This is a genomic window from Sphingobacterium hungaricum, assembly GCF_015210005.1.
Lineage (GTDB): Bacteria > Bacteroidota > Bacteroidia > Sphingobacteriales > Sphingobacteriaceae > Sphingobacterium > Sphingobacterium hungaricum.
In genome coordinates, this window is record NZ_MU158698.1 from 1,340,245 (window position 1) to 1,356,193 (window position 15,949).

At 38.7% G+C, this 15,949-nt stretch carries 17 protein-coding genes; 11 read left to right on the top strand and 6 right to left on the bottom strand.

Going from position 1 to position 15,949, the window contains the following annotated elements:
• Nucleotides 1-2: 2 nt before the first annotated feature.
• On the top strand, nucleotides 3-1,118 hold the full coding sequence (locus tag C4F49_RS09105; RefSeq protein WP_196935550.1) for an endonuclease/exonuclease/phosphatase family protein: 1,116 nt from the start codon (nucleotides 3-5) through the stop codon (nucleotides 1,116-1,118).
• Here the strand turns inward: C4F49_RS09105 and C4F49_RS09110 are convergent.
• Entirely contained in the window at nucleotides 1,109-2,713 is a 1,605-nt protein-coding gene (locus C4F49_RS09110; RefSeq protein WP_196935551.1) for a S41 family peptidase, read from the bottom strand. The two genes, C4F49_RS09105 and C4F49_RS09110, sit on opposite strands and share 10 nt — an antisense overlap.
• A gap of 137 nt (nucleotides 2,714-2,850) precedes the next feature.
• Between C4F49_RS09110 and C4F49_RS09115 the strand changes: the two genes are divergently transcribed.
• From C4F49_RS09115 to C4F49_RS09125, 3 genes are all read left to right on the top strand, one after another.
• Nucleotides 2,851-3,420 (top strand): hypothetical protein, encoded by a 570-nt coding sequence (locus tag C4F49_RS09115; protein ID WP_196935552.1) that lies wholly within the window; start codon nucleotides 2,851-2,853, stop codon nucleotides 3,418-3,420.
• Nucleotides 3,421-3,521: 101 nt separating this feature from the next.
• Nucleotides 3,522-4,919, top strand: coding sequence for a class II fumarate hydratase (gene fumC, locus C4F49_RS09120; protein WP_196935553.1), 1,398 nt, complete (start codon nucleotides 3,522-3,524; stop codon nucleotides 4,917-4,919).
• Nucleotides 4,920-4,924: 5 nt separating this feature from the next.
• Nucleotides 4,925-5,461, top strand: coding sequence for a fumarate hydratase (locus tag C4F49_RS09125; RefSeq protein WP_231388252.1), 537 nt, complete (start codon nucleotides 4,925-4,927; stop codon nucleotides 5,459-5,461).
• A gap of 512 nt (nucleotides 5,462-5,973) precedes the next feature.
• Here the strand turns inward: C4F49_RS09125 and C4F49_RS09130 are convergent.
• The 3 genes from C4F49_RS09130 to C4F49_RS09140 all read right to left on the bottom strand — a co-directional run bounded on the left by C4F49_RS09130 (nucleotide 5,974) and on the right by C4F49_RS09140 (nucleotide 8,441).
• Nucleotides 5,974-7,086, bottom strand: coding sequence for a toxic anion resistance protein (locus C4F49_RS09130; protein WP_196935554.1), 1,113 nt, complete (start codon nucleotides 7,084-7,086; stop codon nucleotides 5,974-5,976).
• Between the two features lie 3 nt (nucleotides 7,087-7,089).
• A complete protein-coding gene (locus C4F49_RS09135; protein ID WP_196935555.1) occupies nucleotides 7,090-7,875 on the bottom strand; it encodes a hypothetical protein in 786 nt (261 codons plus the stop codon).
• A 188-nt stretch (nucleotides 7,876-8,063) separates the two neighbouring features.
• Nucleotides 8,064-8,441 (bottom strand): DUF3127 domain-containing protein, encoded by a 378-nt coding sequence (locus C4F49_RS09140; RefSeq protein WP_196935556.1) that lies wholly within the window; start codon nucleotides 8,439-8,441, stop codon nucleotides 8,064-8,066.
• Nucleotides 8,442-8,512: 71 nt separating this feature from the next.
• On the opposite strand from C4F49_RS09140, the gene C4F49_RS09145 reads away from it, so the two are divergent.
• The 7 genes from C4F49_RS09145 to C4F49_RS09175 all read left to right on the top strand — a co-directional run bounded on the left by C4F49_RS09145 (nucleotide 8,513) and on the right by C4F49_RS09175 (nucleotide 14,659).
• The gene (locus tag C4F49_RS09145; RefSeq protein WP_196937239.1) at nucleotides 8,513-9,673 is read left to right on the top strand and encodes a THUMP domain-containing class I SAM-dependent RNA methyltransferase; all 1,161 of its coding nucleotides are present in this window, start codon (nucleotides 8,513-8,515) and stop codon (nucleotides 9,671-9,673) included.
• A complete protein-coding gene (locus C4F49_RS09150) occupies nucleotides 9,651-10,319 on the top strand; it encodes an HD domain-containing protein (protein ID WP_196935557.1) in 669 nt (222 codons plus the stop codon). Before C4F49_RS09145 ends, C4F49_RS09150 begins: the two co-directional genes overlap by 23 nt.
• Nucleotides 10,320-10,378: 59 nt before the next feature.
• Nucleotides 10,379-11,146, top strand: coding sequence for a glycerophosphodiester phosphodiesterase (locus tag C4F49_RS09155; RefSeq protein WP_196935558.1), 768 nt, complete (start codon nucleotides 10,379-10,381; stop codon nucleotides 11,144-11,146).
• A gap of 4 nt (nucleotides 11,147-11,150) precedes the next feature.
• Nucleotides 11,151-11,987, top strand: coding sequence for an endonuclease/exonuclease/phosphatase family protein (locus C4F49_RS09160; protein ID WP_196935559.1), 837 nt, complete (start codon nucleotides 11,151-11,153; stop codon nucleotides 11,985-11,987).
• A 53-nt stretch (nucleotides 11,988-12,040) separates the two neighbouring features.
• Nucleotides 12,041-12,742 carry a DUF4197 domain-containing protein gene (locus C4F49_RS09165; protein WP_196935560.1) on the top strand — a complete coding sequence of 234 codons (702 nt, stop codon included), beginning with the start codon at nucleotides 12,041-12,043 and terminating at the stop codon, nucleotides 12,740-12,742.
• A 1-nt stretch (nucleotide 12,743) separates the two neighbouring features.
• Nucleotides 12,744-14,000 carry a peptidase T gene (pepT, locus tag C4F49_RS09170; RefSeq protein WP_196935561.1) on the top strand — a complete coding sequence of 419 codons (1,257 nt, stop codon included), beginning with the start codon at nucleotides 12,744-12,746 and terminating at the stop codon, nucleotides 13,998-14,000.
• Between the two features lie 86 nt (nucleotides 14,001-14,086).
• Nucleotides 14,087-14,659, top strand: a complete 573-nt coding sequence (locus tag C4F49_RS09175) for a nitroreductase family protein (RefSeq protein WP_196935562.1) — start codon at nucleotides 14,087-14,089, stop codon at nucleotides 14,657-14,659.
• A 91-nt stretch (nucleotides 14,660-14,750) separates the two neighbouring features.
• On the opposite strand, the gene C4F49_RS09180 is transcribed toward C4F49_RS09175, so the two are convergent.
• Both C4F49_RS09180 and C4F49_RS09185 read right to left on the bottom strand, forming a co-directional pair.
• Nucleotides 14,751-15,389, bottom strand: a complete 639-nt coding sequence (locus C4F49_RS09180) for a hypothetical protein (protein ID WP_196935563.1) — start codon at nucleotides 15,387-15,389, stop codon at nucleotides 14,751-14,753.
• Nucleotides 15,379-15,921: an RNA polymerase sigma factor gene (locus C4F49_RS09185; RefSeq protein ID WP_196935564.1), complete on the bottom strand. Its 543-nt coding sequence runs from the start codon at nucleotides 15,919-15,921 to the stop codon at nucleotides 15,379-15,381. The genes C4F49_RS09180 and C4F49_RS09185 overlap by 11 nt, the downstream gene beginning before the upstream one ends.
• Between the last annotated feature and the right edge of the window lie 28 nt (nucleotides 15,922-15,949).

The following is a 15,949-nucleotide window of genomic DNA, read 5'->3' on the forward strand; positions in this document are numbered from 1 at the left end:
TAATGACAAAAAAGTCCATTTTCAGGAAAAATTTAGGATTCTTCAGTAAAACGATATTTATTGTAAATGTCTTTGCTATTCTTGCTTTATTGCTGAGCTATTCCGCCGCATACATTAATCCCAAGTCTTTTTGGCCAATTGCTTTTTTTGGTTTGGGCTACCTGCCCATTCTGCTTATCAATGTTGGATTTGTGATTTATTGGGTATTAAGAAAACCAAAATTAGCGCTCTTTAGCTTGATTCCGATTCTTTTCGGATGGAATTTGATGACCAAACACATTAACTTTAATGGATCCGATTCCGCAGACTCAACGGCTGATGTGCGCGTCATGAGTTTTAATGTGCATCTATTTAAGCCAGCAAAGCATGTGGAAGCCAATGTAAAATCTGAAACGATCGACTTAATCAACGAAGTCAATCCGGATGTAATCTGTTTTCAGGAATTTTACAGCAGGATAAAAGGTTCCAAAAAATTCACCGATGAACTGCTTGCTAAGAGCGAACTCAAGCATGTCTATTTTGCACCAGCGGTCGAAAATAGCCATGAAGGTTATGGCCAGGCCATTTTTTCAAAATATCCGATTATCAATTCGGGCATGATCAAGAAAAATGAATTTGGCATCAATCGGATAATTTATGCGGATGTGCTGAAAGACAAAGACACCATTCGCGTTTACAATGTCCATCTGCGTTCATTTGCCCTGCAGAATGAAGACAAGGAATTTATTCAAAACCCTTCGAACAGCACAGAATCCGACAAAAAAATATCAACGCGTTTGGGGTTGAAGATTAAGGAAGCTTTTACATTGCGAAGCAACCAAGCCGAATCTTTGCGAGAACACATCAAAGAAACCACACATCCTTCGGTTGTAATGGGCGATTTTAATGATACGCCAATGTCGTATAGCGTAAATCTAATCGGTAAAAATATGCTAAATGCTTTTCAGGAAAAAGGAAATGGCTGGGGAGTGACGCATTATGAAATGTTGCCTTTGTTTCAGATTGATTATATCTTGTGCTCGCCACAGTTTGCTGTAAACGATTACCACATTGTCAAGAAAAAATTATCGGATCATTACCCTATTTGGGCTGACTTATCCTTCAAAAATCAGGATTGATCGGTTTTGAAAAAATCGATTGCACGCAACACAAATCGGTCATCCCGATTTTTTACTTTAAAGTAAGCTTCTCTTCCAAAATAATAACGGCCAACGATAGCCTCAATATCGGTTTGAATCAAATCATGCAAATCGATTTGCTTTCTAGGACTGATTGATATGCCCTTTTGACGTAAGTTTGCAATAAATGCTTCGTATTCCGAATCAGGCAAATTATAACCCTGCAAGAAATTTTCAATTGAATAAGCTGGCAATTTCTTCGTAAAACGCTCATAGACGAATTGCTCGATGTAACTAGAATTGCTGATCTGCTGATACAGTAAACTAGTCGCATTGGAATCCTGTTCAATCTTTATATCAGGCACAATTCCACCACCGCTAAAAACATCGCGGCCTTTCAATGTTCTAAATGCTTTGCTATGCGAATAGGTTGTATCCAGAGCCCACAGTCCATTATACATATTCGGATAATCAATCATGTTAGACCAATTGGCCGAATATTTTCGCTGAATGCTCCGCCCCAGTGGCGTATAATAACGCGCTATACTCAAATTCACTATAGAACCATCCGAAAAATCGATCTGCTCCTGCACGATACCTTTTCCATACGAACGTCGGCCAATAATCATTCCTCTGTCCCAATCCTGGATTGCGCCAGCAACAATTTCTGAAGCTGAAGCCGTATTCTCATTGATCAATACCGCTAATCCGCCATGCACATGTTTGCCCATGGTATCCGAAAAATATTCTCGCTTGGGCTCATGCGCTCCCTCCGTATACACCAATAATCGTTTGTCATTGAAAAACTCGCTTGCCAGTTTTACAGCGACGTGAAAATAGCCACCTCCGTTATCTCGTAAATCAAGGATCAAATTTTTCGCTCCTTGTTTCTTCAACGCAAGCAATGATGCCTGAAAATCTTCCGATGTACGCAATCCAAATCGCCTGATTTTGATGTATGCGACAGTCGGTTCAATCATATAGGAAACATCGATGGATGAAACATTGATTTGGTCACGGATTGCTTTGATTGCAATTGGATCAACAATGGTATCGCGTTTAATGTCTATTCTAACTTCAGAACCTCTCCTACCGCGAATCAGTTTTTCAATTTCTTCCTTAGAAATCGGCAAACCCGCAAGCTGTTTGTTGTTAATTTTTAAAATCCTGTCTCCGACTTTGAATCCCGCTTTTTCGGCAGGGCCATTGCTGATTAAGCCAACGACTAATAGTGTATCATGCAAATTATAATACTCCATCCCAATGCCTTCAAATGTTCCTTCCAAAGCTTCCGTTTGCGCTAAGGATTCATTGGGCAATAAATACGAAGAATAGGGATCCAAATGGGAAATAATGTGATTGATCGCTCCGTTCTGAACCGAATCCATATCGATGCTATCCACGTAGCCCGTCGAGATTAAATCGATGATCTGCTGGATCTTGTACGAATTGTCCGAAAAACCGATTGGCACAAGCGATTTGCCAGGCTTATTTCCTTGGAGATCGGTATAGTTAATTCCAAAAATTAAACCTAAAATCAATGTTCCTGCGTATGTAGCAGCTATAAAAAGATTCCGCTTTGTGCTTTTTTGCATAATTGTTGAGAATGCAAAATTAATTAGTTTGTACGAAAATTAAATGATTCTTTCATTATTTATTAATATAGCAAATATTACGCAAAAAAGTTTTTAAACCTAGAATATTTAGCAATATTTGACATATTTTTAAATATATGCACGAAATCGAACCCTATTTTAATTGGCGAGATGAATATATCGCAGCAGAAGACGAACTCAGTCCTTTTTTCGGAACTGTTTACAATGAATTTGAATTTGATAAACAGCTCTATAACTTTTTATTGCATCCGCAATGGGATGATTTTGGCTCAACGACTTTGTACCTTAAGGTTTTGTTTGCCGATTACGAAAAAGGTTATTGCATCATTGAATTGATCGGTGAATGGAATGATGCCATTTACAACGACATTATGGAATTGAAACGGGAATTGCTGGACTTGATGATTGACGAAGGCATTGACAAATTTATTCTCATTGGTGAAAATGTATTGAATTTCCATGCCTCCGACGATTCCTATTACGAAGAATGGTTTCAAGATATTCCTGATGGCTGGATTGTTGGGGTAAATTTCAGAGAACATGTGATCGATGAATTTAAATCCCATAACATCGATTACTACATTAATTTTGGCGGCTATCTAAATCAGATTCCTTGGCGTTCGCTAAAACCAAAACAAGTTTATCACCACATTGCGCAGCACATCGCCAACAGGCTGGGTTCATAAAAAGCATTCCTATTCATAGAAAATAACGCAATTGGAGAGGCTTTTAAATCCCTCGCCTGCATTATTTTCATTAACTTTGTGAAAATTAAATAACACTTACTATGTCATTTAGAATTGAAAAAGACACGATGGGGGAAGTTCAAGTTCCTTCAGATAAATATTGGGGAGCACAAACTGAACGTTCCCGAAATAACTTCAAAATCGGCGCCTCAGCATCCATGCCCAAAGAAATTATTGCTGGTTTCGCCTACCTAAAGAAAGCTGCCGCTTACGCAAATGCCGAATTGGGTGTTCTTTCTATACAAAAAAGAGATGCAATCGCAGCGGTATGTGATGAAATTTTAGCTGGTGAACTAGCGGATGAATTTCCATTGGTGATTTGGCAAACAGGTTCGGGAACTCAATCGAACATGAATGTCAATGAGGTCATCGCAAACCGTGCGCAAGTATTGGCTGGCGGAAAAATCGGTGAGGGCGAGCCTGTGTTGAAAGCAAATGATGATGTCAATAAATCACAATCTTCTAATGACACATTCCCTACCGGAATGCATATTGCGGCTTACAAAGCAGTTGTAGAAGTGACTATTCCAGGTGTGGAAAAATTGCGCGATACTTTAGCAAAGAAATCTGCAGAATTCATGCAGGTTGTCAAAATCGGCCGTACGCATTTAATGGACGCGACGCCGTTGACTTTAGGTCAAGAATTGTCGGGTTATGTTGCACAATTGAACTATGGATTAAAAGCTTTGCGCAATACGTTAGCCCATCTTTCAGAAGTAGCTTTAGGTGGTACTGCTGTAGGAACTGGCCTGAATACTCCTGACGGTTACGATGTTGTTGTTGCAAAATACATTGCTGAATTCACTGGCCATCCTTTTGTGACAGCTGAAAATAAATTCGAAGCCTTAGCAGCGCACGATGCGATTGTAGAAACACATGGTGCATTAAAAATGTTAGCGGTTTCATTGAATAAAATTGCGAATGACATTCGCATGCTAGCTTCTGGACCTCGTTCGGGAATTGGAGAGATTTTAATTCCGGAAAATGAGCCTGGTTCTTCAATCATGCCAGGAAAAGTAAATCCAACTCAATGTGAAGCATTGACTATGGTTGCTGCGCAAGTGATGGGAAATGATGTAGCCATTACGATTGGCGGAACTCAAGGACATTATGAATTGAATGTGTTCAAACCTTTAATGGCGGCTAATTTCTTACAGTCTGCTCGTTTGCTTGGTGATGCATGTGTTTCTTTCGATGAGCATTGTGCGCAAGGAATCGAGCCGAATTACGCACGTATTCAGGAATTGGTTTCTAATTCATTGATGCTTGTTACTGCATTGAACACGAAAATCGGTTATTATAAAGCGGCTGAAATTGCACAGACTGCACACAAAAACAATTCGACATTAAAAGAAACAGCCATAGCTTTAGGCTATGTTACGGCTGAAGAATTTGATGAGTGGGTGAAGCCGGAAGAAATGGTCGGAAAACTAAAATAAGGTTCGTGATAAATAACTGCAAGCGCACTATATTTTCAAAAGCATGCTTTTTCTTCGGATTAAGTGTGCTTTTGGTTTTTACATCCTGTGTTCGTCAATCGGATATGCAAACGGAAGGAGCTTCTTATTTGCAAGGAGTTTGGGTACAAGACAGTATTCCAAATCAAAACGAAATGATGGATTATACGTTGCATGAATTTACGTTCACCTGCGACTCCATATACACCAAGATGCATAACGTTTCCAAAGTACAACGGATGGTCGACAGCTGCTATCAGGACGGAAAATGGAGTGAATATGCTCAAGGAGTTTATGTGGTTCGTGGAGACAGCATCTTAGCGGAAGGAATCTATACGCGAGAAAACGGAAAACAGAAAATTTCTGGCTGTTATAAAATCGGACAATATTTGCCACGATTTAAAATTGCTTCCTACTCCAAAGATTCATTGGTCTTGGAAAATCGTTTTGACCAACGTCCAATTGTGTTAAGAAAAGTAAAGGACATTGTCTGCGTTCCTAAGAAACGCTGGGAGATGAATTAGAAAGTAAAAATTCAAAAGTAAAAAGTAAAAAATTGGGGAAAGACTATTGGAAGTAGTTAGTATATAGTATTTAGTATTTAGAGGCGTGCTGTCTATGTGAAAAATCTTTGTGGAATTTTGGGTTTAACATTTTCAAAATTAAAGACCGCAGAGCACTCAGAGAAGGCACAAAAGACGCGGAGGATAATTCAAAAGTAAAAATTCAAAAAAGAGGAAGGACTTTCAACATTTTAAGACCTAGCTCTGCGAAACCCAGCGAATAACCTTCCCAAAGTAAAGACCGCAGAGCACTCACAGAAGGCACAAAAGACACGGAGCAGGAAGTGAATTCAGCTCTGCGAAACTCAGCGACTTCTCCGCGTAACTCTGCGAATAACCTTTCCAAAATTAAAGACCGCAAAGCACTCAGAGAAGGCACAAAAGACACAGAGTAGGAGTCGAGAAAAACCATAATAATACAAAAGGCAACCTAAATGAATAGATTGCCTTTTGTGTTTTATTTGCGAAATAGATTAGTTCGTCAATCTTGCTGTATCATCATTTGATGTTTTCAAGATATGTGTTTTCAATTCATTCTCAGCTTGCAATAATTCTTGTTCGACAACTTTACGTTTTTCACGTCCGTCGCGCTGAATTTGCAACACCGTTTCAATCGTTGTGATAATATCCGAATTCGCCTTTTTAATCGTTTCAATATCCACGATTCCTCTTTCAGTTTCTTTCGCTACGCTGATTGTCGACTCTTTCAACATTTCAGAATTTCTGCGCAACAATTCATTCGTTGCATCAGTTACTGCTTTCTGCGCTTCTAAAGCGCGTTGAGAATGTGCGATTCCCAATGTCAATACCATCTGGTTTTTCCATAATGGAATGGTGTTTACCAAACTCGACTGGATTTTTTCCATCAAAGAACTGCTGTTGTTTTGAATCATTCGAATCTGAGGCGCTGTTTGCAAAACAACCATGCGCGTCAATTTCAAATCATGCACTTTGCGCTCAAAACGCACAACATGTTGCTCCATGTCTTTGTATTCCTGGATTTTATGTTGGTCGCCAGTCGATTCTGCTTCTTGACGCAATGCAGGTAGCGTAACCGTATGTGCTTCGTTCAATTTCTCTTCGCCAGCGGCAATGTACAGAGATAATTCTTTGAAATAGTTTTGATTCTCAATGAATAATTTATCGAAAATATTAACATCTTTTCCCAAAACTTTGTAGTGTCCTTCGAGCTTCAACTCAATCTGATGAATATTTTTTTCCACAGATTGGTATTCAGTCCGCAAGCGTTGCAATTTCTTTTTCAGGTTGTCAAAAAACGGAATCAGCGGTTTTTTATTCAGGTTTTCGTCAAACGATTTGATATCCGTACGTAGGTTCAATAAAATATCTTCTGCGCCGCCCATGTCTTTCGCACGAACTTGCTTCAGGATTTCATTTGAAAAATTACTCACTTTAGCCTGACTTCCAACACCGTATTGAATTACGCTAGTGGTATTCGTCAACTGAATTTTATCTTTATATTGTTGGATTTGAGCTTTTTCTTCGGGAGTGAAATTAACGGATATCTCGTTCTTCTTCTTCTCCTCGTTATCATCGTCAAATGTAGCTAAATCTAAATTGGCCATAGTTTAATCTTTTAAAAGGTTTCTATTTTTTAATGTTTGGATGTACACATCGGATTCTGCCGAAACATCCAATATTCCATATTGAAACTGGTTCGTAACTTCTTGCTCAATTGCAATAGCGGCTTGCGTAATGACCTCTTCCAATTTTTTTTTGGAATCTAAAGTTACAGAATTATTCAATTTGGCGTTTTCAATTTCATCATATTTCATCAAAACATTGACGACGGTAGAATGACGCACCAGAAACTTTTCGGCTTCAATCTTATCGTTCTTTTCCAACAACGTAAATAAATGGATGATTTTATCAATGTTTCTATGAATCGCTGCGTTATTAATTTCCTTGCGCCAATGCATCAATCGCTCGATGAATAATTGAGGCGTGTCCAATGTCATCGCTTGCAATTCCAATCTCTTTTGCGAAGCAATCGACGGAATCCATCTTAAATCTCTGACTTCACTCAGTTCCAATCGCTGTAAATACGGCTTTGAACGGTTTAACAAAAGACCATTCCCAACAATGTAACTAACCGTGTATCCGCATAAAGTCAAAATCATCGCTTGGCTCATGGCACCCCAGAAAATTACAAATGAGGCAAACAAAGCCAATTCGACCATTAGCAAAGCAGCTCCAGTTACATACCAGGACCGAACCTTACTTTGTCGTGCTTGCGAAAGCATCACAAATGGGTAGATGTGAACAGGCAACGGAATAAACATCGCAATGGAGATAAATGTCCACAGCAACTGTCTTAATTCCCAGCCTCTACTCTTTTTTGTTGCAAATCCCATACGGCAATTTAAATATTTTTTTACTAATTATTACAAATTTGAATCCACAGTTCGCATTTAAAACAAAATTTACATTAAATTAATCCGAATCTTAAGAATTGCTCATTATTAAAATAATTTTACCAAAAGTTAACGACCAAAAAAGGCTTCCCAATGGAAGCCTTTCATATTTCGTTAGCAGAAACTACTTAAAATGGCAAATCATCATCATCCGCATTGTTGGATGAAATATCTACTGGCGGAATGTCAGCTTGCTGAGGCGAAGATGCCGAATTTGCAGTCGTGTTGCCTAATTTAGTTACACGCCAAGCAACCAATGAATTAAAATAAGATGTAATGCCATCTTTGTTTGTCCATGGTCTTCCTCTTAAATTGAAAGAAATTTCAATGTCCTCTCCAATCGTCAAGTTGTCAAAAATATTCACTCTATCTTGTGTAGATTCAAAGCGGATATATTCTACAAATTGTGGATTCTCTGCGTATGCAACGATTAAATCTCTCTTTTTGAACGTATCAGTTACTTGTTGCACTTCACCAATTTCGTGAACTTTTCCTCTTATTTCCATAATTATTAATATTAAATGCTAAAAATACAATTTTTTTGCGTTTTGAGAATGCCTAACTTTGCATAAATATGATGGAAGTTTTCAACACCCCCAGTAAAATTATAATTACCTGCAACAAACGTCTTTCTCCGTACCTTCAACAAGAAGTTGAAGAACTGGGATTTAAGTTGAACAGGACTTTTAATACAGGCGTAGAGTTAACCGCAACACTTACCGAGTGTATACGCTTAAACTTAAACCTACAGACAGGAAGCCAAGTGCTCTACGAATTAAAATCTTTTCGCGCGAAAGACCCAGATGCTTTATATAAAGAGCTGGTCGAAATTCCTTGGGAAGAAATCATCCCGTTTGACGGCTATTTTTCGGTGACATCGAATGTACATAATGAATTTATCACCACACCTTTGTTTGCAAATGTGAAAGTGAAAGATGCAATCGTCGATCGAATTAAAGACAAGAAAGGCATGCGCCCCAATTCGGGCCCTGACCAATCGAAAATCGTTATCCATTTACATTGGATTGAAGAGCGTGCGGAAATATTTATCGATACTTCTGGCGAAACCTTAGCCAAACACGGATACCGCAAGCATCCTGGAAAAGCGCCAATGCTAGAAGCTTTAGCGACTTCGACAATTATGGCAACTGGATGGGATGGCAAATCACCATTCGTTAATCCAATGTGTGGTTCTGGAACTTTGGCGATTGAAGCCGCTTTATTGGCGCAAAAAAGAAGACCTGGATTACTGCGCATGAATTATGCCTTTATGCATGTCATCGGCTATAATGAAGAGGATTTTTTCCAAGAGCGTCGTTTGCTAAAAGAACTGACTGACAAAAAAAATACGCCAACGATTATCGCCTCAGATATTTCCGATATAGCGATCGAAATTACGAAAGCCAATGCGCGCACTGCGGGCGTTGAGCATCTAATCACTTTCGAAGTTTGTGATTTTGAAGACACTACAGTTCCTGAAGAACATGGCGTCATTATGTTCAATCCAGAATATGGTGAACGTTTAGGCGTGCACACGAAGCTAGAAGCTACCTACAAACGTGTTGGCGATTTTATGAAACAATCGTGCAAAGGATACCGAGGATATGTTTTTACGGGCAATCCAGATTTAGCGAAGAAGATTGGACTAAAGGCTACTCGCCGTTTTGAGTTTTTCAACGGGAAATTAGACTGTCGTTTATTAACTTATGAATTGTATGACGGATCAAAGGAAAACTAACGCTGAGCTTATTCAGCAGACAGCGGACTTTGTTCAAGAACGTTTGAAAGACGCAGAATCAGGCCATGACTGGTGGCATATTCAGCGCGTTTGGAATAACACGAAATTGATTTTACAAACGGAAGAAGCCGATTCATTTGTCTGCGAATTGACCGCCTTGCTCCACGACATTGCCGATAGCAAATTCCACAACGGCGATGAATCCATCGGACCGAGAGTTGCGGGTGATTTCTTAGCGGAGCTGGATGTCGATGCCGAGGTTATTGAGCATGTGCAGCAGATTATATTCAACATGTCGTACAAGGCTTCGCTTGGCGATGTGCAGTTTCATTCTAAGGAATTGGAAATTGTGCAAGATGCTGATCGATTGGATGCGATCGGCGCGATCGGCATTGCGCGAGCATTCAATTACGGAGGATTTAAGAATAGAGAAATTTACAATCCCACGGTTTCTCCTCTTGAAAGCCAAACAAAGGATGACTACAAAAAATCAACCGCACCGACAATCAATCATTTTTACGAAAAGTTATTGTTGTTAAAAGATAAGATGAATACTGCAACTGCAAAGGACATTGCGCAGCAAAGACATCAGTATATGGAAAGCTATTTGCAACAATTTTATGATGAATGGAATGGTTTAAAGTAATGGTAATATTTTATTAATATGAAAAGATTACTTTTAAACTTTAACAATTCATTCGTACTATGAAGATTCAATTAGTTGCTTCGTTTCTACTTTTATTAAGTATTCAAATGGTAAGTTATGCTCAAAAACCGAAGGTCATTGCGCATCGCGGTTCTTGGAAAAACACAGCAGTTCCGCAAAATTCTTTAGCGTCTTTGAACAAGGCCATCGAACAAGGTGTTTGGGGTTCTGAATTTGATGTGCATTTAACAAAAGATGATGTCTTAGTTGTCACACATGACAATGATTTCTACGGAATTGATATTGCGACAGCTACTTATCAGGAATTATTAAGTAAAAAACATCCGAATGGAGAATCAATCCCCACCGCAGAAGCGTATCTGAAAGAAGGGTTGAAACAAAATAAAACCAAACTTATCTTTGAATTAAAGACCAATAAGTTAGGCAAAGAACGAACTTTGAAATCCGTTCATTTAGCATTGGATCTTGTCAAGAAATTAAAAGCCGAAAACGCTGTTGAATTCATCGCTTTTGATTATGACGCTTGTTTGGAATTTAGAAAACTAGATAAAAAAGTAAAAATCCATTATTTAAATGGTGATAAGACACCCGAACAAATTAAAGAAGCGAAGTTGACAGGTGTCGATTATCATTTGAGTTTGTTCAAGAAAAACGAAAGTTGGATTGAAGAATTTAAGAAAGCAAAATTAAAAACAAATGTGTGGACGGTAAATTCTGAAGAAGACATGCTTTACTTCATTGATAAGAAAATCGATTTTATCACCACAGATGAACCTGAATTATTGCAAAGCCTGCTGTCAAAATAATCACATGAAAAAGAATTTATTAACGCTCCTATTTTCAATTTTGACTGCATTTTTATTTGCACAGGAATTGAACGTAGCGACTTTTAATATCCGTATGAAGACCGATAGCGATGTTGGAAATCTATGGGAAAACCGAAAAACGGCGGTCTGCGATTTAATCAAATTCCATGAATTTGATATCTTCGGAATTCAGGAAGGATTTAATGAGCAGTTAGCAGACATGAAATCTTTGCTCCCGAATTTTGATTATGTGGGAGTGGGACGCGATGATGGCGCTCAAAAAGGCGAATATTCGGCAATTTTCTACGACAATAGACGATTCAAGCTATTGAAAAGCGGTACATTTTGGTTATCGCCGACCAATACTGAGCAACCCAACAAAGGCTGGGATGCAGCATTGCCCCGCATCTGCACTTGGGCAGTATTCAAAGACAGCAAAAGCAAAAAGGAATTTATTTTCATGAACACGCATTTTGACCATGTTGGAAAAGAAGCGCGTCAAGAAAGTGCCAAATTAATTTTGGCGAAGGCCAAGGAGTTCGCGAAAGATTTACCCCTAATCTTAACCGGCGATTTCAATGTGGATGAAACGAATCCAGCGTATCATTTATTAGCGACAAGCGGTGTTGTAGAAGATGCATACACAAAAGCTGGGATTGTTTATGCAAACAATTCAACGTTTAATAATTTTGGCAAACGGATTGAAACAAGTGGGAGAATTGATCATATTTTTATCACGAAACCATTTAAAGTAAAAAAATACGGCATTCTAACCGATACCTACATGGGCAAATATCCTTCGGATCATTTTCCAGTCGCGGCCACATTGTTGTGGAAGTAAAACGGTTCTGACTCATTTCAATTTTGTACATTTGCTGAGCTAAAAAATCAGAAATGAAAAGATTCAAAATAGGAATGGCTTTGGTATTCGCGGTCTGCTTCTTCGGCATATCCTTCGGACAGACGCAGCCTTCAAAAGCGCAAGCCACAACCGGTATCAAAACAGCTTTAGAAAAAGGATTAACCAGCAGCATCAATACTTTATCAGCAAAAGATGGTTTTCTGGGAAATGCAGCCGTAAAAATTTTAATGCCACCTGAAGCGCAAAAAGTCGAGAAAACATTGCGTTCAATGGGCTTGGGTTCTGTTTGTGACCAATTTATATCAAGCATGAACCACGCAGCAGAATCTGCTGTCAAAGAGGCAACTCCTGTCTTCGTCAATGCATTATCCAAAATGACAATCAATGACGCTTATGATATTTTGTTGAGCGGTCAGCAAGATGCAGCAACGACATTTTTTAAATCAAGCACTTCCGCTTCTTTAAGCGAAAAATTCAGCCCAATTGTCAATGCGGCACTCGGCGAAAATAGCGTCAACGTGTATTGGAACCAGCTGACAACAGCATACAATAAAATTCCATTCTCTACCTCAAAATTGAACACCGACTTAAATGCTTATGTTACCCAAAAAGCGATTGATGGCTTATTTATCAAAGTAGCAGAAGAAGAACTTAAGATTAGATCCAATTTTGGAGGAGCTCGAAGCTCTTCGATCTTGAAAAGCGTATTTGGTTGGGCCGATAAACAAAAATAACATGAATTTTATTAACAAAATAACTGATTTTACGGTATCTGAGCGTTTTCAGCGGTACGTTCAGATTGACACCGAATCAGATCCAAAATCACCTACTTGTCCGTCTTCAGAAAAACAAAAGAACTTAAGCAAATTGCTGGTTGAAGAACTTTTGGAAATGGGGATATCGGACGCAGAATTGGACGAAAATGGCTATGTATATGCCACAATCCCTTCCAACACAGAAAAGCAAGTTCCTGTTATTTGCTTCTGTTCACATGTTGACACTTCGCCTGATTGTTCAGGAAAAGATGTAAAACCTATCGTTCATTCAAATTACAGGGGTCAAAATATTGTCCTACCAGAAGACTCATCGGTTGTGATTCGATTCGATGACCATCCGGATTTAGCGGATCAAATCGGAAAGGATATTATCACAGCCAGTGGCACAACGTTACTAGGCGCTGATGACAAAGCTGGGGTTGCAGAGATTATGGATGCCGCTCGTCTGTTGATGAAACATCCTGAAATCAAACATGGAGACATCAAAATTCTTTTTACACCTGACGAAGAAATCGGTCGCGGTGTAGATAAAGTGAATTTGAATAAATTAGGCGCAGAATTCGCTTACACGATGGATGGCGAGAAAGCTGGAACAATCGAAGACGAAACATTTTCAGCAGATGGTGTCAAAATTATCATCAATGGAATTTCGGTACATCCAGGGTTCGCTAAAGATAAAATGGTCAGTGCGATAAAGATCGCGGGCAAAATCATTGACTCGCTTCCTAAAGACCGACTTTCTCCAGAAACAACAGAAGAAAAAGAAGGATTTATCCATCCTGTCGGCATATCAGGAACGGTTGAGCGTGCGGAATTGAACTTTATTATTCGTGACCACGCAACAAAGAATTTAAAAAGCCATGAGCAGGAATTGAAATTCATTGTGGAGAATGTCTTGCACGGATTCAAAGGAGCAACCTATGAATTTGTTGTTACAGAGCAATATAGAAACATGAAAGAGATTCTAGACCAATATCCTAAGATCATGGATATAGGCATGGAAGCGATTGAACGCGCAGGTTTAAAAGCGGAGCGCAGAAGCATTCGGGGCGGTACAGATGGTTCTCGCCTATCTTTTATGGGATTGCCATGTCCAAATATTTTTGCTGGAGGCCATGCATTTCACGGAAAAATGGAATGGGTAAGTGTTCAGGATATGGAAAAGGCAGTGACAACAATTTTGCATGTCGCTAATCTTTGGGAAGAAAAAGCTTAAATTAGTTAAGACTTAAAAGAAAGGAACTCTTCTTTCAGGAAAGGATTGGAAGTTTCAAGCAAAAATTTAGATTTAAAATTAGAATAATGGGAGAATATAAAAACGACATCTTACGTGCTATTCAAGAAAGAAGATCAGTCTTTCAAGCCAACTTCACCGAGCAAGAAGTCTCTAAGGAAGATTTATTATTGATATTGGAAGCTGCAAATGCTGCTCCGACTCACAAGCGCACACAGCCTTGGCGTTTTGTGATTTTCAGAAAAGATGGGTTAAATCGCTTAGGAAAAGAATTAGGCCGAATTTATAAAGAAATTACCCCTGTTGAGAAGTACACAGAAATGATGGAAATCAACATGGCAAAAAAAGCAACAACTTCCAATGTAGCGATTGCTATTGTCGTGAATTACACGAATGAATTGCCAGAATGGGAAGAATTAGCGGCTACATCATGTGCTGTCGAAAATCTTTGGCTTGCCGCACACAGTTTGGGAATCGGTGGCTATTGGTCTTCTCCAGGCTTAATCAATCATATCGGTTCGTACTTGGAGCTTCAGGAAAACCAAAAATGCATAGGTTTATTTTATTTGGGTCATCACGAATCTGAACCTCGAGAGCCAGTTCGTTCACCAATTGAAGATAAAATCCGTTGGGAAGAATAAAAAACAAAAAGTGCTGAATTTTTAACATTCGGCACTTTTCGTTTTTGTTGATTTCTTAAGCCATTTTAATGGCTTCGGATTAACCTGATTTTTAATCCTTTTCTATTTTCAAATGAATTTCCGCTCTATTTCCTGCCCAGGAATTTTCATTCAGTATAAGATTTGTTAGAACCCGTTGAAGATTTGTGTCATTGACTCCTTCAAACTGAATCAATGTCGCTTTGCTTCGGCTAATGTTAAACTTGATAGTGATATTTCCCAAATCCGGATAATCTTTGACTGCCGAATTAATTTCTTCTGTAAATTGCGTCCAGCCAATTAAAGGTTCAGCATTCCCAAATTTAGAATTAACCGTCAAATTAACTTTAAAATTCGAATCCATTAACACAACTTCCGTCTCTTTATACCCTTTCCTAGGGAAGTAATTCATCAACAACAACGAACATACAACCAAGAACATCACTGCCGCAGCTGTTCCTACAGTCAATCGTTGCCATGTAAAGAATCGAGCAGCTTTTTCTGAACTGCGCACTTCGACACGCTCAGCTAATCTGCGCTGCAAAAGACTTAATTGTTTAACGTCTACACCATTTTGTAGCCGGTAGCCGTCAATGGCATCTTGCAAAAAAGGATCTTCCAATGCTTCATTCTCCAAAACATGCATTTCCTCCCTCGTCATCAATCCCATGACATAATTATGTATTCTCGACAATTGATAATTATTTTCCATTGCTTTCCATACAAATTTTTAAATTCCGTTTTCCATTTTGGATATAACTTTTCACTTTGTTCAGTTCAAAACCAGTCTCATCTGCGATATCTTTATAACATTTCTGCTGTAGATAAAATAAGCGCACACAGATTTCTTGCTCTTGATTTAATGTCATCATACACGTTTCCAGCTTATTGAAATCCTGTTCGGACCACTCCTTGACAGAAACTTCATTTAGCTTTTGCTCACTTTCGAGCAAATTATTTTCTATATCGACGACAACTCTTGATTTCGATTTTCTCAGAATCATCAAGCAATAATTCCGAGCATACACATAGAGCCAGCTTTTAAAATTTTCAACTTCATGTACACGCAACTTAGGAATAAGCTCTTCGAAAATCTGCATGACCGCGTCTTGGCTATCATCTGAATCTTCTAAATATTTGTAGCAGACACCATAAAGCAACGACATATACGGAGTATATAACTTACCTAATATCGCTAAGTTTCCTGTAGCTTTATATTGTATTAGAAGCTCCTTTTCGTTCATTCGCTCTGCTCTTGTAATTAAGATGATT

Coding starts and splice junctions, on each gene's coding strand:
- pepT (WP_196935561.1), top strand. CDS start 12,744: ATGAATTTTATTAACAAAATAACTGATTTTACGGTATCTGAGCGTTTT.
- C4F49_RS09150 (WP_196935557.1), top strand. CDS start 9,651: ATGACGGATCAAAGGAAAACTAACGCTGAGCTTATTCAGCAGACAGCG.
- C4F49_RS09140 (WP_196935556.1), bottom strand. CDS start 8,441: ATGGAAATAAGAGGAAAAGTTCACGAAATTGGTGAAGTGCAACAAGTA.
- C4F49_RS09160 (WP_196935559.1), top strand. CDS start 11,151: ATGAAAAAGAATTTATTAACGCTCCTATTTTCAATTTTGACTGCATTT.
- C4F49_RS09115 (WP_196935552.1), top strand. CDS start 2,851: ATGCACGAAATCGAACCCTATTTTAATTGGCGAGATGAATATATCGCA.
- C4F49_RS09180 (WP_196935563.1), bottom strand. CDS start 15,389: ATGGAAAATAATTATCAATTGTCGAGAATACATAATTATGTCATGGGA.
- C4F49_RS09105 (WP_196935550.1), top strand. CDS start 3: ATGACAAAAAAGTCCATTTTCAGGAAAAATTTAGGATTCTTCAGTAAA.
- C4F49_RS09165 (WP_196935560.1), top strand. CDS start 12,041: ATGAAAAGATTCAAAATAGGAATGGCTTTGGTATTCGCGGTCTGCTTC.
- C4F49_RS09135 (WP_196935555.1), bottom strand. CDS start 7,875: ATGGGATTTGCAACAAAAAAGAGTAGAGGCTGGGAATTAAGACAGTTG.
- C4F49_RS09110 (WP_196935551.1), bottom strand. CDS start 2,713: ATGCAAAAAAGCACAAAGCGGAATCTTTTTATAGCTGCTACATACGCA.
- C4F49_RS09145 (WP_196937239.1), top strand. CDS start 8,513: ATGGAAGTTTTCAACACCCCCAGTAAAATTATAATTACCTGCAACAAA.
- C4F49_RS09175 (WP_196935562.1), top strand. CDS start 14,087: ATGGGAGAATATAAAAACGACATCTTACGTGCTATTCAAGAAAGAAGA.
- fumC (WP_196935553.1), top strand. CDS start 3,522: ATGTCATTTAGAATTGAAAAAGACACGATGGGGGAAGTTCAAGTTCCT.
- C4F49_RS09155 (WP_196935558.1), top strand. CDS start 10,379: ATGAAGATTCAATTAGTTGCTTCGTTTCTACTTTTATTAAGTATTCAA.
- C4F49_RS09185 (WP_196935564.1), bottom strand. CDS start 15,921: ATGAACGAAAAGGAGCTTCTAATACAATATAAAGCTACAGGAAACTTA.
- C4F49_RS09130 (WP_196935554.1), bottom strand. CDS start 7,086: ATGGCCAATTTAGATTTAGCTACATTTGACGATGATAACGAGGAGAAG.